The organism is Nocardia sp., assembly GCF_025465275.1.
In the GTDB taxonomy this organism is placed as follows: Bacteria; Actinomycetota; Actinomycetes; order Mycobacteriales; family Mycobacteriaceae; genus Nocardia.
This window is the reverse complement of record NZ_JAODNK010000062.1, coordinates 126,273-145,859: the sequence shown is the minus strand read 5'-3', so window position 1 is coordinate 145,859 and position 19,587 is coordinate 126,273. Positions and strand designations below refer to the sequence as shown.

18 protein-coding genes are annotated in these 19,587 nt (G+C 63.5%); 9 read left to right on the top strand and 9 right to left on the bottom strand.

Annotated elements, in window-relative coordinates:
* Nucleotides 1–210: 210 nt before the first annotated feature.
* The 3 genes from JWN03_RS14195 to JWN03_RS14185 form a co-directional block, all read right to left on the bottom strand.
* Complete coding sequence (locus JWN03_RS14195) at nt 211–1,467, bottom strand: glycosyltransferase 87 family protein (RefSeq protein ID WP_297614511.1); 1,257 nt, start codon at nt 1,465–1,467, stop codon at nt 211–213.
* A gap of 67 nt (nt 1,468–1,534) precedes the next feature.
* Nucleotides 1,535–3,460 (bottom strand): flagellar motor control protein ZomB, encoded by a 1,926-nt coding sequence (gene zomB / locus JWN03_RS14190; RefSeq protein ID WP_297614509.1) that lies wholly within the window; start codon nt 3,458–3,460, stop codon nt 1,535–1,537.
* Nucleotides 3,461–3,694: 234 nt separating this feature from the next.
* A complete protein-coding gene (locus JWN03_RS14185) occupies nt 3,695–3,922 on the bottom strand; it encodes a hypothetical protein (protein ID WP_297614507.1) in 228 nt (75 codons plus the stop codon).
* A gap of 172 nt (nt 3,923–4,094) precedes the next feature.
* On the opposite strand from JWN03_RS14185, the gene JWN03_RS14180 reads away from it, so the two are divergent.
* Nucleotides 4,095–5,015, top strand: a complete 921-nt coding sequence (locus JWN03_RS14180; RefSeq protein WP_297614505.1) for a helix-turn-helix domain-containing protein — start codon at nt 4,095–4,097, stop codon at nt 5,013–5,015.
* An 81-nt stretch (nt 5,016–5,096) separates the two neighbouring features.
* On the opposite strand, the gene JWN03_RS14175 is transcribed toward JWN03_RS14180, so the two are convergent.
* Nucleotides 5,097–5,318, bottom strand: coding sequence for a DUF397 domain-containing protein (locus tag JWN03_RS14175; RefSeq protein WP_297614503.1), 222 nt, complete (start codon nt 5,316–5,318; stop codon nt 5,097–5,099).
* A 585-nt stretch (nt 5,319–5,903) separates the two neighbouring features.
* Between JWN03_RS14175 and JWN03_RS14170 the strand changes: the two genes are divergently transcribed.
* From JWN03_RS14170 to JWN03_RS14160, 3 genes are all read left to right on the top strand, one after another.
* Nucleotides 5,904–7,172 (top strand): ATP-binding protein, encoded by a 1,269-nt coding sequence (locus JWN03_RS14170; protein ID WP_297614501.1) that lies wholly within the window; start codon nt 5,904–5,906, stop codon nt 7,170–7,172.
* A gap of 522 nt (nt 7,173–7,694) precedes the next feature.
* A complete protein-coding gene (locus JWN03_RS14165; protein ID WP_297614517.1) occupies nt 7,695–8,708 on the top strand; it encodes a replication-relaxation family protein in 1,014 nt (337 codons plus the stop codon).
* 343 nt (nt 8,709–9,051) lie between these two features.
* Nucleotides 9,052–9,999, top strand: coding sequence for a hypothetical protein (locus JWN03_RS14160; protein WP_297614499.1), 948 nt, complete (start codon nt 9,052–9,054; stop codon nt 9,997–9,999).
* Nucleotides 10,000–10,333: 334 nt separating this feature from the next.
* Here JWN03_RS14160 and JWN03_RS14155 read toward each other — a convergent pair whose 3' ends face one another.
* The 4 genes from JWN03_RS14155 to JWN03_RS14140 all read right to left on the bottom strand — a co-directional run bounded on the left by JWN03_RS14155 (nt 10,334) and on the right by JWN03_RS14140 (nt 15,612).
* Nucleotides 10,334–10,915, bottom strand: a complete 582-nt coding sequence (locus JWN03_RS14155; RefSeq protein WP_297614497.1) for a hypothetical protein — start codon at nt 10,913–10,915, stop codon at nt 10,334–10,336.
* A gap of 1,112 nt (nt 10,916–12,027) precedes the next feature.
* Nucleotides 12,028–13,188 (bottom strand): hypothetical protein, encoded by a 1,161-nt coding sequence (locus JWN03_RS14150; protein WP_297614495.1) that lies wholly within the window; start codon nt 13,186–13,188, stop codon nt 12,028–12,030.
* Between the two features lie 190 nt (nt 13,189–13,378).
* Nucleotides 13,379–14,179 (bottom strand): serine/threonine-protein kinase, encoded by an 801-nt coding sequence (locus JWN03_RS14145; protein WP_297614493.1) that lies wholly within the window; start codon nt 14,177–14,179, stop codon nt 13,379–13,381.
* Nucleotides 14,180–14,385: 206 nt separating this feature from the next.
* A complete protein-coding gene (locus JWN03_RS14140; protein ID WP_297614491.1) occupies nt 14,386–15,612 on the bottom strand; it encodes a helix-turn-helix domain-containing protein in 1,227 nt (408 codons plus the stop codon).
* 184 nt (nt 15,613–15,796) lie between these two features.
* Between JWN03_RS14140 and JWN03_RS14135 the strand changes: the two genes are divergently transcribed.
* From JWN03_RS14135 to JWN03_RS14115, 5 genes are all read left to right on the top strand, one after another.
* Entirely contained in the window at nt 15,797–15,973 is a 177-nt protein-coding gene (locus JWN03_RS14135; protein WP_297614489.1) for a hypothetical protein, read from the top strand.
* A gap of 3 nt (nt 15,974–15,976) precedes the next feature.
* Nucleotides 15,977–16,234, top strand: a complete 258-nt coding sequence (locus tag JWN03_RS14130) for a hypothetical protein (RefSeq protein ID WP_297614487.1) — start codon at nt 15,977–15,979, stop codon at nt 16,232–16,234.
* Nucleotides 16,231–16,578, top strand: a complete 348-nt coding sequence (locus JWN03_RS14125; RefSeq protein ID WP_297614484.1) for a hypothetical protein — start codon at nt 16,231–16,233, stop codon at nt 16,576–16,578. Before JWN03_RS14130 ends, JWN03_RS14125 begins: the two co-directional genes overlap by 4 nt.
* Nucleotides 16,579–16,896: 318 nt before the next feature.
* Complete coding sequence (locus tag JWN03_RS14120; protein WP_297614482.1) at nt 16,897–17,115, top strand: hypothetical protein; 219 nt, start codon at nt 16,897–16,899, stop codon at nt 17,113–17,115.
* A 170-nt stretch (nt 17,116–17,285) separates the two neighbouring features.
* Nucleotides 17,286–18,959, top strand: a complete 1,674-nt coding sequence (locus tag JWN03_RS14115) for a recombinase family protein (protein ID WP_297614480.1) — start codon at nt 17,286–17,288, stop codon at nt 18,957–18,959.
* 347 nt (nt 18,960–19,306) lie between these two features.
* On the opposite strand, the gene JWN03_RS14110 is transcribed toward JWN03_RS14115, so the two are convergent.
* The gene (locus JWN03_RS14110) at nt 19,307–19,435 is read right to left on the bottom strand and encodes a hypothetical protein (protein ID WP_297614478.1); all 129 of its coding nucleotides are present in this window, start codon (nt 19,433–19,435) and stop codon (nt 19,307–19,309) included.
* Between the last annotated feature and the right edge of the window lie 152 nt (nt 19,436–19,587).

The following is a 19,587-nucleotide window of genomic DNA, read 5'->3' as shown; positions in this document are numbered from 1 at the left end:
CTTCATGCCGCCCGGTCTGCTCGACTCCCAACTCGGCACGCTCGAGGATCCCGCTCCCGGCGAAGACATTATCGCCATCGAAATCGGGCCCCCGCCAAACGAAGTCGCGGCGACCGCCCTGGCAGCCGTCACGGCGCGTGACCGGTGAAACCGCGGTGACGGTCTACCCGGCAATACCGACGAGGTGGCCGATACGGTAGGTCACCGCGATCACGGCGGGGCAGCGGAGGGAGCGACGAGCCGTGCACGCCGGGTACTGAGCAGGAATAGCGCGACCAGCAGCACACTGAACCAGACGTAGGTGTTGCCTATGACGTGCTGCCAAGGCGTCCAGTGTGATTCGCGGTGTTCACCGTCCGGGAGCCAATTCTGCGGGCCGATGACGAAGACCGCAGTCGTGATCGCGGTGACCGCGTACCAGCCCACGGCGGAGCGCCAGGGTAGTTGGGTGGCGTAGCCGACCATCGCCAGTAGGGCGGGGGCGATCCAGATCCAGTGGTGCGACCAGGAGATCGGGGACACCAGCAGCGTGAAGACGGCGTTGATTGCGAGGGCCAGGGGCGGGAAGTCCGCCGCGCGGCGCATGGCGGGCACCACCAGTGCCAGTAGTGCGGCGCTCAGTACCAGCCACAGGATCGTGAGTAGTGGCTTGTGGATCTCGAGCCGAGCCAGCACGGCCTGAATCGACTGGTTGGTGTGGAATGCCGAACCGCTGAGCCCCGACACATTGCCCATCCCGCCGAACCAGTACTTCATCGACGAATGCGGCAGTACGGCAAAGGTGAGCGCGGTCGTCACGGCACCGGTGATCGCGGCCGTGACGGCGGCCTTGTAGTCACGCCGGATGAGGAAGAAGAGGATGAACGCGGCGGGCGTCAGTTTCACCGCGGCGGCGATACCGATCAGCATGCCGCGCCGCCACGTCGGCTTCTCCGCCAGACAGTCGGCCACCACCAGCACCATCAGCAGCAGATTGACCTGCCCGAAATCCAGCGTCGAGTGCGTCGGCTCCAGCAGTAGGGCCAGCGGCGTGGCACAGGCGGTCACCCACAGCCCGAGCCGCTGCCGACTCTCCCCTGGCCACACCCGCCGTGCTACCAGATAGAACGAGATCGCCAGCGCAGCCACCGAGGTCACAAAGAATGCGATGCGAGCGGCATCCCAGGGCACCAGCGCGAACGGCGCGAGCACCAATGCGGCGAACGGCGGGTAGATGAACGGCAGCCCGATCCCGATAGTGGTCTGCGGCAACTGCCCATACATATCCCCGCCGTGCCACAGCGCCTGCACCCCCAGCCGATACACCTGCAGGTCGATGAACCCACCCGTGATCTTCTTGAACGGCCACACCGGCACCATCAGGCACAGCGCGGTCAGGCCCACACAAAACGCCGGAACCAGCCACATCACTCGCCCGAAACGGCGGCCCGGCAACTTCGGCACATCAACAGCGGTAGATCCAGTCATCCGCGACCACATTATCGGCGTCCCCGCCCGGGCGCGCACCCGCACCCGGCCCACCGACAGGCTCCCGCTACCTCGGTGCGTTGGGGTCGCGCGGGTCAAGCAGGTGACACCGCTCGATTTCGTTCTCCGGCACCCGGTCTATGCGGTACCTGGCGTAGTTCAGCGACTGCTGAATGTTCCGCCCGAAACGGTCGAAGGTGAGCGGAGCGCGGGTCGAGGCCAGCAGGTCCTGGGTTTCTGGGCAGGTCAGAGCAGTTCGAATCCGGGTGACCCAGCCCTCGTCCACGAACCAGGGCAGCCCGGGGTGCTCATTCGCCATACCGGCGTCGACGATTGCCCAGTCCGAGTCGAGGTTCTTGTCATGGCCGATGCGGGCGTCGGGGAACCGGAAGGTGTGTGCAGCGAGCGGATACGACAGGCCCATCGGATCGAGGACACGGACCGCCAACGGGGTGTTCATGCTGATCATGCCGAGGTTGATGAAGAACACGGTATGCCCGGCGCCACCCTCCGGGATCGGGGTCGAGGGCGGGACGAGCTGCCAGGTCCAGGACGGCGTATTGGTGAGCAGGCCGCCGTTCGGGGCGCTTGCGATATCGCCGATCATGGCGCGCATGCGCGGGTAGTCCAGATAGTCCTCGGCTCGGATCGGATGATCGTGGCCGGTGGTCTGGATGTAGTAGAGGCGCTCGTCCGCGATGCCGGAGGGGGTGATCTTGTTGGCGGTTTCGATGGCGGTCGTGCCGGCCGCCGACAGCGCCCAGCCCACGGTTCCGGCCAGAGCCGCCGGCACGATGAGAAAGGTCCAGCCTCGGCGCGGGTCCGCCTGCGCGGCTGACACTTTCAGTGGCAACACCATGACGGGCAGGAGCAGGCAGAACAGCTGCGGAAGCAGCATGCGGCCATGCATGAAGTCGCCGCCGACACGGATCTCGTAAACGGTCAGCAGGACACTGCTGCCGAGCATGAGGGCAACCACCGCGGACGGGGTTCGCAGCCCTCTCCGGAGCCGGTAAATGCGCTCGCGCGGAGTCGGTTTCGCGTCGAAGGCGAGCAGACCCGCCGATTCGATATGCCGGGACCGGAACGCCACGACCGCTGCCACACCCAGCACCAGTAGCGGCACCCACAGCCAATACGGACCGACCAGGTTCCACAGGTAGACCAGCCCCTGCCGCCATTTCGCGCCGCCGGCATCCTTGGCGACGGCCGTATTCGGGTACGGCAGACCGTAATAGCCCATGCGCCAGATCTGATGAGCGACCGGGACGAGACCCGCAATCGCCACGATCAGCACACGGAACATCCACGGCCGCATCCGAATCCCCGGCATCGGCGCACCGCAGATCATCAGCAGCGCCAACGCGCCGACCAGCGTCGTCTCCGGCCGAATCAGCGGCGCCAAACCTGCCACGAAGGACAAGCCGCAAACGCCGGCGAAACTCACCCCTTCGGCGCGACTCCAGCGAATCAACCACCACCACAGCACCGCAAGCCAGCAGATGACCAGGCTGGACTCCAGGCCCGAGGTGGCATAGTCGCGGGCCGGAGGCAGCGCAACATAGACGAGAGCCCCTGCCGGAAGCAGTAATTGGGCACCGCCGCCACCCCACAACCGTGCCGAGCCCAGCATCGCGAAAACAATGGCCGCAACCGACAGCATCAGCGCGATACCCAGCACCACATACTCCAGCCGGGCCGCCGTCAGCCAGCTGAAGAACCAAATGAGGTACGTCCAAGCGGGACTGGTGTTGACCTCGACGCGCTCCCCCACATTGAATACCGGACCGTTGCCCGCCAGTAGGTTTCGCACCGTACGCAGCACGGTCAAACCGTCGTCGGCAATCCACCGGCGCTCCCAGCCGCCGATCGCGAAAAGCGCAGCGGTGAGCAGAATTCCGCCATCGGAAACTGCGCGAAATCGTCGCCGTGCTGCCGGTGCAACCGCAGGCTCTGCGCCCTTCACGAGGTCGGGCGAGATAGCCAACGTCACCTAGGTGAGCCGAACACAATGATGCGCAGGCGGCCGGAAAACCCGAGACCGCTGCGCCGTACGGGCAGCGCGGAAAGGTAACTCATGGTCCCCCTAATTGGTACGGGCGAACCATACCGCGCAATCCAACGAGCGCCCACCCAGCAATCTTGGGGTCTAGCTCCGCGGGTCCGCGCCCGTACGCATCGCCCCGACACCAGCTGCCGGACGAGCAACGGGCACGGACCCGTGAGGTCAGTTGTTGTTCTGGAACAACAGTTTTCCAAGCATGGAGCCGATGGCGTGGCCGGAGCCGGCGGCGCTACCCGAGCCGAAATCGCTGATCTCGGAGTTCTGCTGAGTGCCGTTATCGATCGGCTGCAGCTGCACATCGGCACCCGCGGTGCCGGCAGTGGTCACGATGGCGGCGGCGATGACGGCCGTGCCCAGCGCCGTACGGACGAGTGCGCTCTTGACGTTCATGGTTCCTCCCCGTGCCGCCCGCGGGCGGCGAAAAACGATCTTGACGCCGGAATTGTGCACTGCCGCAACGGTTCTGCACAAGCGTTTCGAACCAGCGATTCCACGCCTGATTCCTGTTGCGGCCGGGCGAGTCTTGACTTGACTGAATCAAGATGGTTCGATCTGAATCATCATGGTTCCACTGAATCGACCGGCAGAGAGCGCGACAGCGGCGGCAGCAGCCGCCGCGAATTCCGTTGCGCACCAGTCGCGCCCACGCCAGCAGTTGGGTGCGGAGCTGCGTCGGCTGCGGGACATGGCCGGAATCTCGGGGCGGGAACTGGCCAAACAAGTCGGAATCAGCCAGTCGACATTGTCCCGGATCGAAGCGGGCAACGTGGTTCCCCCGCTACCGCAGGTGCTCGACTGGGCCAAAGCGGTTGGGGCAGACGCAGATTCTCAGCATTCGCTACGCGCTCTCACCGAAGCGGCGCACTCACCCGAGGTGGACGACTGGGCGGCCTCGCTCGCGGACCGCCCGCATTTGCAGGACGATGTACGGGCATTCGAGGAGGACGCGCACGTGGTGCGGAACTTCCAGCCCGCGCTGGTGCCGGGTCTGCTCCAGACCGCCGACTACGCCCGCCGGGTATTCGCCACTTTCGATCCGGCCTATACGCCCGACGCGCTGGCGGCCGCGCTCGCCGCGCGCCTGGATCGCCAGCGGGTGCTGTACGACCCCGCGAAGCGCTTCGAATTCCTGATTACCGAAGCGGCCCTGCGCTTTCGGCTCGGCCCGCATCGAGTACTCCTCGCCCAACTGGACCGGATCATCTCGATCGAGACCCTCGATACGGTCGTCATCGGCGTGATTCCGCAGGACATCGAGGCGAGTACCACGATCCCACACGGTTTCGTCATCTACGAGAACGAGGACCACGCGCTCGCCTCCGCGGAAGCGATCTCGGGAAGCATGGTCACGCGCGGCCCCGAACTTGTCGACGCCCATCGCCGCCGCTGGTCGGCTTTGACTCGAATGGCCTTGTTCGACAACGATGCCCGCGTATTTCTCGCCGAACTCCGGGACGAGATCCACCGCATCGTTACCAATTGACCTGATTCCGCGGCCGTCGAGGGGTCGGCCGCACGTGGGGTGGTGGTGTCGCAGCGAATTCGCTGCGACACCACCTGCACGTCAGTCGGCGAAATCGAATTCGCCGGCCCGCACACCTGACGTGAATGCTCGCCATTCGGATTTCGTGAACCACAGTGTAGGACTGTGCCGATCCTTGGAATCGCGTAATGCGATCTGGCCTTCGTGGTACGCGACTTCGACACAATCGCCGCCACCGTGACTGAAGCTGCTCTTGGCGAACTTCGGGCCGCGGCGCTCCCCGCGAATCATATTGCAGTTCATGACATTCATTCCTTCCCCCCGAGGGTCACTCCCCATGACCCTGCACCTGACTCGCCTACGACACACACAGTGCTATCCGAACCACCGACCGCGCAACTGAATTCACCTGGGCCTGCGCGCCGCCGCGTCGAAATGCTCATAAACGCAACCTTACGGCGACCCACCGACAAATCACCGTGCCGAAGTAGCCCCCATCCCGCCGTTGCCATTCCCGGGGGCAGCAGAGTGGGGTCGGTCGAATCAGACAGGTCAGGCCCGGCAGATTGCCGGGCCTGACCTGTGTATCCAGGTGGACCTGACGGACCAGCATACGAACCGGGCGGTGCTGGTAGATGGGCCGGACATCATGATCCGCGCGGTTGGTAGCCGGCCGGGCTCGGCTGGTGATGCCCGATGATCGCGACCGCTCCACCTGCCCGACCGCAACGAATCAACTGCGGACTCATCTACAACGTTGCGGCAAAACGACTGTTTCAGTGCCGGCAAGACGCGCACGAACATAGCGGCAGAACGCGCACACTACTGGCGGCAAGATGCGCATCGATAGTGCGGCAAAACGCGCACACCGCATGCAATACTACTTCGGTGACCTCGTCCTTCTCATCATCGCCGATTGGTCGGATCCTTCCCCGTCACGCCCACTCGGCAGTCCACGAAGCACTAGCGGATACTCGCGTCGTCCTGGTCAACGGAGCTCGCCAATGCGGCAAGAGCACGCTGGTCGCCCGGATAGGTAGGGAGATCGGCGCGACCTGGCGGAGCCTCGACAAGCCGGAGACCCGGCAGGCAGCCGGCTATGACCCTACGCAGTTCGTCCTCGACGATTCCCTATTGATCATCGACGAGGTGCAGCGAGTACCGGAGTTGCTGCTGGCTATCAAGGAAACCGTCGACGCCGATGGGCGGCCCGGCAGGTTCCTGCTGACCGGTTCGGCTCATGTCATGGCGCTACGGAGCGTTCCAGATGCCCTTCCCGGACGCATGGAAACGATCGAACTCTGGCCGCTCTCTCAAGGCGAAATCGACGGCGCGCCGGACAGATTCGTCGATTGCGCCTTCGAGCGCGGACCACAGCTACGGCATGACGGGGCCGAGCATCGCGATGACTACATCGAACGGATCGCACGCGGTGGCTTCCCCGAAGCTGTTGCACGAGAGGGCAAACGGCGTTCCCGATTCTTCTCCTCCTACGTCGCCGATTTGATCAACCGAGACGTGATGCAGCTTTCCGAAATCGAACGCACCGCAGAGATGTTCACCCTGACCAACCTCGTCGCGGCCAGGTCCGGTCAACTCCTGGTGCCCGGCGCCCTCGGCAATGAACTCGGCCTGCCTAAGGACACCGTTGCCCGTTACCTGCGCCTCCTGGAAGAAGTTTTCCTGATCAAACGCATCCCCGCTTGGTCGCGAAACCTGACCACCCGGGCCGTTGCAACCTCCAAGGTGTTCATGGTCGATTCCGGTATCGCGACATATCTGTGCGGCGCCGACCCACGCTCGCTGCGGGCCGTGAACGGCCCGCTCGGACCACTGCTGGAGGGCTTCGTAGCCGCCGAACTCGCTCGCCAGCTCACCTGGTCCGATCAGGAGGCGCGCATGTTCCACTACCGCACTCGCGACAACGTCGAAGTCGACATCGTTCTCGAGAACAACCGCCGAGAGGTGATCGCCATCGAGGTGAAAGCCGCCGCCACGGTCAAGGGCGAGGACTTCCGCGGTCTCCGCCACCTCGCAGAACGTCTGGGCGACAACCTCCTCGCCGGATACGTGCTCTACACCGGCACCGAAACTCTCCCGTTCGGACCGAAATTCCGTGCCCTGCCGGTCAGCGCCCTGTGGAACGCACGACCATGATCGCCTCGAACAACATCAGCCCCAGTGATCCGCCGAGCTCGATCGTTTCCCAGACGTCCCCGGACAGTCCAACCAACGCGAATCCTCCGCCTCCGGTTCGCGCACTGTCACGAAGAAGGCAGAGCCGCAGGCTATTGACCTGCGGCTCTGCTGTTCAGTGGACCTGACGGACCAGCATACGAACCGCGCGGTGCTGGTCGACGGGCCGGACATCATGATTCGCCCCGTGGGTTCCCGGGAAATGGCGGGCGGTGGCGCCCGATGACCGGCAGTGACGATGAAGCGGTTGCGGATGGGTCGGCGGATGGCAGTGCATTTGGGGCAGCGCCTGCTCGGCGCCCTATAGCCGCCACTCCAAACGCCGAACACGGCTACCGCGTCCGCGCCGGTCAACAACAGAATCGGAGTAGTGGGGCGGAATCCAGACTCAGTACCAATACTCATACACACTCACACCCCCGGCGGCGCGGTGGGCGCGCCGTTCACCGTGGCGGACATCCGGACGCGGGTCCCTGGTTCCGTCTGCTCGACCGTGACCGACGCCTGCTCTCGGTCCTGGCCGAACACAAAGTCCTCACCACCGACCAGATCGCCGCCTTGGAATTCACCTCGACCCGCCGCGCACAAGACCGGCTGCGGAAACTGCGTGAGATGGGCATGCTCTTCGCCTTCCGCGAATCGCTCTACGGTGGCGGCACCAGCCAAACCCGCCACGCCCTCGGCTATCTCGGTGCCCGCCTGATCGCCGCCACACGAGCCGAGAAACCACCCGCCCCAGGTGCGTACGCCCTGATGCTGGAACGACTGGCGTGCTCGCCCACTCTCGCCCACCGCCTCGGGGTCAACGACTTCTTCTGCGGCCTGGCCGCCCACCGTAACCCCGCCCGCCACCGCGACGCCGCCCTCCCAGGTCCGGTGGCCGGGTTGACCCAATGGTGGTCGGAGCGCCAGTGCGCCGACGCCTTCCGCCTCGACCTGTATTCCGGGGAAACCGTCGGATTACACCCCGACGGGTACGGCTGCTGGGAACAGAACGACCGCACGGTGCGCTTCTTCCTCGAATACGACACCGGCACAGAATCATTGACCACCCTCACCGGCAAACTCACTGTCTACCAGCGCTTCCCCACAAGCGAGTTCGGCATCCTGCTGTTCTCGCTGCACTCGTCCCGCCGCGAGACGACGTTGCGCGCAGCGCTTCACCGGGCGCCGTCCGGCAATACCCCAGGACTCGTGATCGCCACCACGGCCCGCGATCATGCGCATCCCGACGGCCACGCAGGCCCGGTCTGGGCGCGGTGGAAACCCCAGAGCGACACCGCCACCCAACGACTCCATCTGGCTGATTTACCCGAATGCGGCCCCCGAATCGCTCACCACACCGGTACCGGCCAGCCCTACAACGAAGCCGCCTTCGACCCCGGCGCGCCGGATATCCGGGCCGTTCTAGACTCGAACCGGGCGAGGGCTGGCATAACGGACCTGACCGCGGGTTCCGATCCGTCAGAGCCGATCATCCTGGAGAACGACTCCTGAGAATCTCGTGTCCATTGGATCGATTCGGGTGCGGTGATCCGATGACGAGAACGCTCTGCAGCAGTCTCACTTCTCGGTGACGATGCCGTGGTGACACCTGGCATTGAGCTTTTCGCGGCGAAATACCCACCGATCTCGGGCAATCGGCAGACACGATCACGTTCAGCCCGGAAAATGCATACGTCCGACGGCGACCGGGAACCTCCCGACTGATCCGCGTTGCGGCGAGCCCTGGCCGCGAGATCTTCTTTTCATGCTCATCCAAGGGGGACGTGTGAGAGGCGAATCCGAGCTCGCGGCATACGCGGCTCTGAAACCCGAGTACCAGAAGATCGTCGATGTCGTGGATCTGTTTCCCCGCGGCATCCAAGCGCGGAGGATCGCGAAGCTGACACATCCACGTTCGTGGGAAGTTGACGAATACGACATAACCTCCGAACAGGTCAAGTCCATCCGGGTCAAGCTGGCAGCACTCGAAAAGAAGGGGTTCGTCACGATCGAGCGCACCGCCGAGTACGGCAACATCTACCGGCCGGTTAACAGCAGCTACGACAAGCACCTCTGGACCACGGAATACGCCGACAAGATGTGGACCCAGCGCCAGGACTACGAAACCAGCTTCACCGAAGCCGATCGTCTGGCGGTCGCGGCGTATTCGATGACGCTGGGTGCCTGGCGCAACACGATCGTGGAAGATGCGCACAGCGATCCTGCAGGGCCACACGATGGCGAGATGTTCGCGGCCAACGTCTCTACCTTCCGGATGTTCCGCGATTTCCTCATGGCGGGCGACCGTTCGGAAGAGGCGTGGGATCGACTCGGCGAGCGGCTGACAAACCCTCTCCGCTCGGTGGCCGGTAAATCTTTGTCGGACCTCATCCCCAGGCAGTACTACGAAAGATGGGTGGCCGAGGCAACCAGCGCTGTGGAGTATTTCGCCGAATTGACACAACGCGACGATCACGACGTGGAATGGTTCATCGCAGTGTACTCATGCTGGGGAAGCATCCATTCCGATTGGTTCGGCATGCCGGATTGGCCGCGAGTAGTCGAGTACTTCGTGGAGAAGCCGTTCTGTGGCCCGTGGCCGCTGGAGCATTTCGAAGGCCGCGACGAATCCGCGTTTCCCACCTTGATCGAACGGGCACGCAGGCCGCGTGAACTTCCCGTCGGGGCCGAGGAGTTGCGAGCTGGTCTGCTGAATGGTCCGGATGCCATGGACCCGGAAGTATTGGTCTGGTGCATCAATGACGGGATCGGATTCATCGAGTCGGCGCTCCGCACTCAATAGCCCAACACGCCTCTAGCGGACTGAGACCGTCGGCGGCGGCAACGAGAACACCGCCCACTGCCTATACGCGACCACCAGCCACATACATTTGGGACGCGCGTTCGGGGTCGAACTCAGCGGCTTCCTCAATGCCGACTGCGAGCCCAGCAACTCGATGTCCTGCCCGCCAGGCGGCAAAGCTACTGCCCGCCGGCACGTTTCGAATTCTTTCGCCCACACCAAACCCGGCCGCCCACGCCTTCCCGACCGGATGCTCAAACAAAGACGTCGATCCGGTACCCGAGGGCGACACCATGGTCGAAATACCGCAACGGTGGGCCGTCCTCTGAGGTTCTCAGGTCGCAGAAGTGTTGCGCCAGTTCATTTCTACCAACGGGCCCGGGGTGGGAGGAGTTGGTTTGCTGAACCACAGCTTCGCCTCGAACTGTGATTCGAAGGCCCGCTCATCGAGCGCGTACTCGAATGTTCCTTTGATGACTAGGTCTCGTTTATCCGCGATCCAACCTTCGAGTTGCGAGAACTGGGCCAGGGAGATGCGGTAGTTGCCATCTTCTTCTGGGATCAGAACTTTGTAGGTTGACTCGCGGTAATTGATGGGGTTGGGTTGCTCCCCGGGATTGCCCTCATGCGGTTCGACGATGAGACAGAGACGAGCCTGTCGGGCCGGAAGCGGCCCGAAGTTGCGTAGTTGTAGGCACAATCCTGCCTTTCCGGCGTGATCTCGTACGAACTCGAAGCCGAACAATCCAACCCATGGCCGCATGCGATCACGAACTTCAGCTTGGAGTGCCCCGCCCTGTCGGCGCGACTCGCGCAGCGAGTGCCAGGCAACGACGATCGCGACAATTGCGAAGATCGCCGCTCCAGTGGTGCCGACGGCACCGAATGTCGCAGGGTTGTTGCCCCAGTTCTCCATGGTGGATCCCCTCTACAGCTTCACCAGCAGACTGATCACCCTAGCGATACCGAGCCACTGGAACCCCCGCAACTGCCCACGTGCACTGCGACGCTGACAGGGCGTGTCGAGATTAGGGGCTCGCGGCGCGCGATTGACCCGAGCAGCGCCGAAGTGGCGCGCCGTTAGCATGAGATTGATTACGGTGGCGTGGCATCCGAACAGCTCTTCGTTGCCCACACACGCCGCAACGAGTGCCCCTCCCATGCCGTACTCGGATGCAACCACCTGGGCACGATCCATTACCGCGCTTGCAGCAGGTGCGGCCGCCCGAACCGTGACATCCAAAGACTCGAGACTCCGACACGGTATCGCTAGGGTTATTGACGTGACGGCACCAACGCAGACGGGCCAGGCTCGGTTCAGAACTGAGGCCGACATGCTCGAGCCCCTTGTCAACGCGGCCTCCCGCTTCGGGGCGCGATCGACTGTATTGCTCGAAGTACCCTGCACTGCAGGAGTTCCCGATCTCGTCTTGCTGGAACTCGACCGACGGGCTATGCGCGCCCGAGGGGACATCGGAGCGGTCGAGGACTTTGTCGATGTGCGGGTGATGGTCACGACCGCACAGGTGCACCGTCCCACCGGGACGATATGGACCGCGGAACTTATGGCACAGCATGTCGGTGTCACGACTGCGCATTTGCGTAGGACAGTGCTGCCACGGCTGGTCGAGGGTGGGCACATGCGCAGAGTGAGTCAGGGATGGCAGCCAACCTACCGATATCGTTCGCTAGCTCGCCGAGTTGTCACGATCGAAGCGAAGCTCCGCGACTGGCGTGGCGCCGTTGCACAAGCTGCCCGACACACCGCAGTCGCAGACGCTGCGTGGATTGCACTCGATGACGCCTCTGCGGCTGCGGCACAAAGAAATTCAGAATGGTTCAGTGCCTACGGAATTGGCTTGGCCACCGTACGTGTCGATGGTGCTGTGGAGCAATGGATCGAACCCGGCGCTCCACGCACCAGCCGGTTCGAGCGGGAATTCCTCGTTGAACGGTCAGTCTCGCTGTATCTTGCGGGTCGAGTGTCAGGAGAGCTGCCGAATGTATTCGGGCGGACGCTAGTCGCTACTACAGGATCTGATCCCAGACTGGTAGGTGCTGCGGCACGTTAGGGCCGGTAAGCGGCAGCGTAGCCGCGGTCTTGAGTGCTGTGCGAACGGTGCGTCGGACTGCGGCAGGCCGTGGCCTGCCGGTCATCGATTCAACAGCGGCCAGCCGCCCCATCCAATACAGGTGGTGAAGCTCGGCGAGCTGGTGGTCCCAGTCCGGCTTCTTCCATAGCAGCGGGCAGTACGGGCATTGGCATTGGCTGTACTCTGCGGCCGTGGCCACCACCGCATGTGCCGACCGTTCAACCGTATGCAGCAGTGATGGTTCAAAATAACGTTGAACTCGTTCGGTAGGCCCTCCACCACGCTGGGACTCCTCCCTGAACGCATGTCCAGCGCCAGCAAGACTCGCCCCGAATGCAGTGGCACCAAACCCGAGCTGCAGCCACCCAGTTAATCCGGTTTGTGGCAGTAGGAGCAGGCGGTCCTCATCAGTAGCTAATTGTGCGAGTCGTTTGTAACCGTCGAGCAGCTTTCGATCAGTGGGCTGGTGAAAAGTCGGCAGCGACGATGGCCACTGCACCCTGATGTACCACACATCGAATTGTTCCTGGTCGATCAGGCGGGCCAGCAACGTATCCCTCAACACCGGGTTGGTCAGCCATTGCTGAGATACGGTGAGATTCAACGCGAGCCGCTCAAAGTCGTCCAGCGCTGCTAGCGCGTCGTCAGCCTGCTCGAATACGGTATCCAGCGAGTTTTCTGCGTCGGCCGGATCCACCACCGAGCCCGGCGAAAGCAACAGATTGGCGCCCACTAAGCGTTGTGCATCAAGTACTTCGGCGATGTCCAGTTCCGCACGTAGGAGGTATGGAGCTCTTTTTGGCGCGTATGAGTTGATCTTCTTTACCTTAAGAAGGTCACCATCGCGCAGGTAGCACGCAGGGTCGGCTATGCGAAGTGAGGCAGCCTGGCAACTGGACAGCCACTGGGTGTGCGCGAGAGGTGCGGCAGAAGGTAGAAGCACCGCAGCAGCGAGGCCAAGCGTGCTCTGCGAAGCGCTTGCCACCGAGGCCAGCAGTCGAGGGATCGACCCACGATTACTGTGCGGGCAATGAACAATGATCATGGGCGACTTTCCGCTGAGCGCCTCGTCGCGACTAGGTAGTGCAGTCGTCAACTGGTACTCCCCCGGCGTCGTTGATCCGGCAGGTAGAACGGTGCTACCAGCCCCGGGCCCGTCCATAACTACCCAGCCTGCCCCGGATGGTGCTGGTGCCAGGACACGGTGGTCGGACGATCCAGTGAGTTCAAGTGGATCGGCACCGATATCGAACGAATACGAATCGTCCGACTCGTCCTCGACGCCTCTACCGTCCGTCATGGATTGATCCCAACCGCTTGAGATTGGATCGGGAGCTGCCTCGGTCATGCTCTGCGAAGCACACCATTCTGTCGAGAACCGACCGGGTGTCCTCCCCCAGCCAGGCAGGCAGTGGCGCGGGCCCGCCCTTGATGGCCTCGATCGCCTCTCCGTAGCTGTAGGTCTGGCCGCGACGCAGGAACGGATGCTCTCCTGTGATAGCAACACGCACCGTGACACCCACGGCGAAAAGGTCTGCGGCCTTCCTCGCCCGCCGAGCGGCCAACTGTTCCGGTGCCATGTATGTGGCGGTGCCGACGAGCCCTGGATACTGTGTAAAGGTTGTCTCCGACGCCGACTTCGCCAACCCGAGGTCGAGAATCAGCGGCTGATCCCACGCTCCACCGCGCAACGCGATGTTCGCCGGCTTGATATCACGATGGACAGTCCCGTCCGCATTGTGGAGGGCTTGAACACCTGTTAGCAGGCCGACCAACAATGCGGTGGCCATAGCCGAGTCGGGCCGGTCTTCCGCGTCGATCCGCTGTTGCAGGTCACCACCGTCGATGTACTCGAACGTCAACGCAGGCCACTCCTTGCCACCCAGTACGATCGTGTTCGCCGACAGCAGTCGAACCACAAAAGGGCTCGATACCCGCATCAATCCGGCAACCTCACGCTGAACTCGCTCAGGTGGATAGTCGTTCGAGCAGATCACCTTGACTGCGGAATCACCAACCCGCCAGGTATCACCGAAAGTGCCTCTGCCGAGAAACTCCGCCGTGGACGTGCCAAGTGCGGCCGCCACCTCTTGAGCTTCATGACGTGGGTCCATCACACCCCTGCAATTCGCATGGCCGCTTGGGCAGAGCAAGGCCCGAAATAACCCCAAAAGCCCCAATGCAGTCAGGCTAGCAGCGCGATCTTGGTTTGCGCATGCAACAGAGATGACGTGCAGTGCCAATACGCTGACCAGTTGTGCCGGGGCGCTGAGATGAAATTTGAGAACGTGGCCTAGATGCGGATACCTACTCGCTGGCTCAGTTCGCGTACATCGCTGCGCATGCCTGTCGGCGGCTTCTTCAGCAGGTCGCGGATCATGTCGCGGGCAAACCCGTTGTAGCGGATCGTCTCGGGGGCGGTCTGCTCTGACTTCACCAGCATGGTGAGCGCCGCGGTGTTCTCGTCACGTTGCATGTAGGCGCGGGCGACCTCGATGAGGTGGCGGCCGCGGCGCGGCACGGACACGATGTTGTCAGCGTCGATGGAGCGTGCCGCACGCAGAGCTTCCCCGGGCTGGCGCAGTTCCACGCCGAGAGTCGTTGCGTGCGCGGCCATCACCGGCTGGGAGAAGCTGGTCTGCACGTGCCGATAGGTCGGGCCGAGTTGCTGGGCGATACGGTCGGCCTGTTCGAGGCCGCTCCAAGCGTCGCCAGCCCTGCCGCGCCGGCCGTGGACGTAGGCGATCTCGAACTCCAACGCTCCCGCGATGCCGTGCCAATCGTCGGGAGTCTCGGCGCGGTCGAGGCACGGCGTGATCTGGTCGATCGCGCTGCGAGCCAGCGCAATTGCTTCCTCCCAGCGTCCGGAATCACGCAGGGCTTGCACCATCGCCCAGGCACTGCAAGCGATCACGTAGGGGTCATCGGCCTCATAACCCTCGTTCACCGCGCGGTCGGCGACCATCCACACCAGCTCGGGCGCGGGTTGATAGGCAACATAGAAATCGGCCAACTGGTAGACACCGGCCAGGGTCCGGCGTGCGGCGCGACGATCCTCGGCAGTACGCGCAGCGGTCTGCGCGTCGCGGATGAGACCCGGCAGCAGCGCACCCAGCTGCGAGCGATGGTCGGGACTGGAATGGCGGATCCGCCACGCCTTGCGCAGCCGCTCGTCTAGATGCTCGACACTGACCGGTCGGGCGCTTGGGGTGATGCGGTAGTCGGTCAACGCGGCCTGTACCTCGGAGAGGGCGGCGTGACGCTCACCCGCGAATACCGTCACCGGTACGGCGTGATCGTCTCCAGTCAGCGTGGCAAGGTCGTCCAAATCAAGGACGCGGGCGATACGCAGCAACAACTCAAGACTCGGGGTGCGCTGAATTCTGCCGTTCTCCAAGGCTTTCAGCCATTCGGCGGACCGGCCGATCTGCCCGGCCAGCACGGGCCGCGCCATCCCGATACGTTCCCGGTACAGCCGAACTCGCTGACCGATCTGCGAGGGACCTGCGGAACCACTCACGGGGACCACCTCCTGGTCGTGTTGTCACGACAATCGCCAGCGTAACGGCATTGGGGGTACGTTCATACCCGTTCACGGCGTCGGCCGGGCATACGTTCCACATTGCCCCGACGTCGGTTCGATCACCAGTCCCCGGCGTCGGGTGCACTCCAACACCGTTCCAGGGACATGGAGAACACCCGACATGGAAATCATCGTTGTCGCCACCATCATCGCGCTAGTGCTGTTTTTCCTCGCTGCTCACGCGCTACCGGATGCTGAGCGCAGCCAGCGGCCGAAGCGGCTGACCGTCGCCGACATTCAAGCGCGCCTGGCAGCCGAACCACTCCGCCCATATGTACCGATCAGCAGGGGGTGGTGAGCCATGGCGTTCACCGAACCCGAGGCGAAAGTCCTTGGTGCACTGGCGAACCTCGATCCGCCGCACGCTCTGACCGTGCGGCAACTCTGTCGCGCGACCCTGCTGCTGGAGACCTCGGTCCACCGCGCGCTGCTGCGACTGTCGCGTACCGGCCTGGCGATGAGCACTCTGCAAGGCCCAGCACGGTGGCGCTGCACGGACCGCGGCCGCCTTGCGATCGCCCGGCCCGTGTACCGCGACTACGCCGGGATACGACCATGAGCAACTACGTGATCGGATTCCTACGAACGGACGTGTCTGGCAAGGCATGCGACGACGACGAGGCGCGAATCCACGCCTTTGCCGCCGAGCGCGGATGGTCAGTGATCCTGGTGTACTACGGTGACCCGGATCGGCCGGGCGGCGCCCTGATCAACCGCCTGATGAACCTCGCCTACAGCGAGCACGCCAATGCCGTGATCGCGCCGAGCGCAGACCATTTCGAGCCCGACGACATCCCGGCACTGGTCAAGATCGCCGACGTGATCTGCGTAGACGCCGGAACCAGGTACGCCACCGCCACTAACGGCGGACAGGACCAGACCGACCTCGTCATCCGACGATAGCGTTGTCGCCCACTGTCGCGACCACATCCAGAGCGCCCCGGGGACAAGACAATCGCCCCTGGGGCGCTCGCCTGTTCCGACACCGATCGTTATCGAACTGTTTCGTACTGAGATGTCGAAATCGGGCCCCTTCTTGGCAGCTAACCGGCGCACCCAACCCACACACCGAAATCCAGTGGCCCCCGGGATCGTTTCCGAACCTTGACCACGGAACACGGAATTGCATCAATTCCGGTCCCGTACCCGGATAAACGCGGGTTCCCCTGCCAGTACATGGGTGACGCCATTCCAAACGCCGAACGTCCCACAGGAGCCCCGATGGAACGCCCCGAACCCGGAAACCACACCCCGACCGGCACCGAGCCCGCCAAGCCGCATGCCCGCGACCGCGCCCACCACCGCTGGCACATCGACCGAATCGACACCGAACCCCTCGCCACTACCCAACACGACCACGCCGTCACCCTCCTCGCCGACCTCATCACCGCATGGACCCACCGCCACCACATCGACAACGGCGAACGGAACGCCGCATGAAACGCCACGACCGAAATACCCGCCACACCAATACATTCGAAAACCGATCGAGGGACAATAGACCCGGCGATATGCCGGATCGAATCCAGAACGCGAATTCCGGTTCGCCACAGGTTGTTTCGGATATCGGAGTTTGCGAGAAACGTGTATCGATGGGAAGGACCGGCAGCATGGCAGGCAGCAAAAGATCCTCAACTTCGCGTATCTCCACCGACACGGCCGCATGGGAACAGGACGTGCGGGTAGGGACTTACACCCGCCGCTCCACCACCGAAGACAATCAGCCGTACTCCATCGACGCCCAGGACGCCCGCCTGGGCTCTTACATCGATTCCCAACCCGGCTGGCGACACACGACATCCTTCACCGACGACGCCTCCGGCGCCAGCACCGAGCGGCCAGGTCTGCAGCGTGCCCTGCAAGCTGCGCGCGCCGGGGTCATCGATGTGCTCGTGGTCTACCGGGTCGACCGCTTCTCCCGCAATCTGCGCGACCTGGTCACTCTGCTCGACGAGCTCGACCGGGCCAAGGTCGTGTTCCGCTCCGCCACAGAACCATTCGACACCTCCACGCCGATGGGTCGCATGCTGGTGCAGATGCTGGGCATGTTCGCCCAGTTCGAACGCGACACCATCATCGACCGCGTCATCGCAGGCATGGAACGCAAAGCCGCCAAAGGACTTTGGAAGGGCGGCAAACGCCCCTACGGCTACCGAGTCGACAAGACCACCCAAACCCTGGTCGTTGACGAGGCCGAAGCCGTGGTCGTGCGCATGATCTTCGACCTCTACTCATGCCGTCGTCTCGGTGCCCGTGCCGTCGCTGCGGAGTTGAACACGCGGGGGCATCGTGCCAGCACCGGCCGCGAATGGTCCGGGCATCACGTGCTGCGGATCCTCAACAGCCGGATCTATCTCGGCGAGTTGACCTTCCGCGACACCACTGTCACCGACACCCATCCCGCCATCATCGACACCGTCATCTTCGACCACGCCCAATCAGTCCTCGAAGCGCGCGGGGAATCCCATGCCCACCGCGCCGCGAACTCCTCGGACTACCTGCTCACCGGTCGCCTGCGCTGCCCTCGCTGTGGACGCGCCATGATCGGCACCCGCGCCACCGGACGCTCACGTACCTACCGCTACTACACCTGCTTCAACCGCGCCCGCTACGACAGCGACAAATGCGACTACACCAGACTCGACGCCGACTCCGTCGACGCGGCCGTCCTGGAAGCATTGGGCAAGTTCTACCGCACTCGGCACGATCTGATCAGCCAAGCCGTCAGCGCCCAGAAGCGACGCCACCACGATTCGAGTAGTGATACCCGCGTCGAACTGGACGCCGTCACCGCCGAGCTCGCCAAAGCCCAGCAGGCGATCGACCGCTACCTGAACGCCTTCGAAAACGGCACACTCGACCCCGAACTCCTCGCCGGACGGCTCACCGAATTACGCACCAAGACAACCCAGCTCGCCACCCACCGCGACCAACTCACCGCCACATTGGCCAACGAACCCACAGCCCCGGAACCCGCCACGCTGGACGGCATCGCCGACCACATCGCGGAAATCATCGCCACCGGCACCCGCACTCAAGCCAAGGCGCTGATCGAGGCTCTCGTCGCCCACGTCGCCATCACCGGCCCCGACCGCCTCGTCCCCACCTTCCGCATCCCCCAACCCGGAAACGACATTGGGGCTGGTACCGCTTCCGCGGTACCAGCCCCAATGGAGTCGGTTCGTGCAATGCCACCTTTGGTGGAGCTAAGGGGATTCGAACCCCTGAACCCTGGCGGTTGGGACGCTGCGCTCTTGATCGAGCAAAGTGAAAACCGGTGGTAACAGCGATTTCGGGGGATCTCGCTGCAGTTCCATAGCGCTCCGGTACTGACGCCGTCAAACACCTCGAGGCCGTGTCCTGCTGCGCACAGCCGCCGTCGGGGCTGCCCTGCACGAGTCTGCGAACATGCGTAGTAGTCGCCGACAACGTCGGCGCTCGGAAGTGGCCTAGGCCGGAGTCGCGGTGTCAGAACTGGTGGGCATCAACATATTTCGGACCTGGCGAAAACATCGAACCACGGGGTTGTGCGACCGGCGCTTCTGGTTGTCAGCAACATCCGCAGGCTGCATCGGGCTGGTGGCCCTTGCGGAGCACCAGCCCAATACGTTGTATCGCCGCCGATCTGGTGCTACCGCGTGCCGAGCCAGATGAGTGCCATCGCGGCAATCGTGAACATCGTGACGCATGCGCACATGCGTGCGGTGCTGGCCCAGCTGCCCATTCCTTGGCGGACGGTCTTGCCGATTTCGGACCACATGTCTGCTTCTCCTTCGTCGCTGTCGGAGCGGCGTGCGCCGACGGGAACGAGAAGACCAGCGATGGTCCGTTGTCCAAAAGTGTCCGGACGAAGAAAGTCCTTCTTGCCTGGTGAAATGCCGTTAGTATCAGGTGCTTTCGGACGGCCGGACA

Coding starts and splice junctions, on each gene's coding strand:
- JWN03_RS14180 (WP_297614505.1), top strand. CDS start 4,095: ATGGTTCCACTGAATCGACCGGCAGAGAGCGCGACAGCGGCGGCAGCA.
- JWN03_RS14110 (WP_297614478.1), bottom strand. CDS start 19,435: ATGTGGTCCGAAATCGGCAAGACCGTCCGCCAAGGAATGGGCAGCTGG.
- JWN03_RS14130 (WP_297614487.1), top strand. CDS start 15,977: ATGGCGTTCACCGAACCCGAGGCGAAAGTCCTTGGTGCACTGGCGAAC.
- JWN03_RS14175 (WP_297614503.1), bottom strand. CDS start 5,318: ATGAACTGCAATATGATTCGCGGGGAGCGCCGCGGCCCGAAGTTCGCC.
- JWN03_RS14155 (WP_297614497.1), bottom strand. CDS start 10,915: ATGGAGAACTGGGGCAACAACCCTGCGACATTCGGTGCCGTCGGCACC.
- JWN03_RS14120 (WP_297614482.1), top strand. CDS start 16,897: ATGGAACGCCCCGAACCCGGAAACCACACCCCGACCGGCACCGAGCCC.
- JWN03_RS14185 (WP_297614507.1), bottom strand. CDS start 3,922: ATGAACGTCAAGAGCGCACTCGTCCGTACGGCGCTGGGCACGGCCGTC.
- JWN03_RS14135 (WP_297614489.1), top strand. CDS start 15,797: ATGGAAATCATCGTTGTCGCCACCATCATCGCGCTAGTGCTGTTTTTC.
- JWN03_RS14195 (WP_297614511.1), bottom strand. CDS start 1,467: ATGACTGGATCTACCGCTGTTGATGTGCCGAAGTTGCCGGGCCGCCGT.
- JWN03_RS14125 (WP_297614484.1), top strand. CDS start 16,231: ATGAGCAACTACGTGATCGGATTCCTACGAACGGACGTGTCTGGCAAG.
- JWN03_RS14115 (WP_297614480.1), top strand. CDS start 17,286: ATGGCAGGCAGCAAAAGATCCTCAACTTCGCGTATCTCCACCGACACG.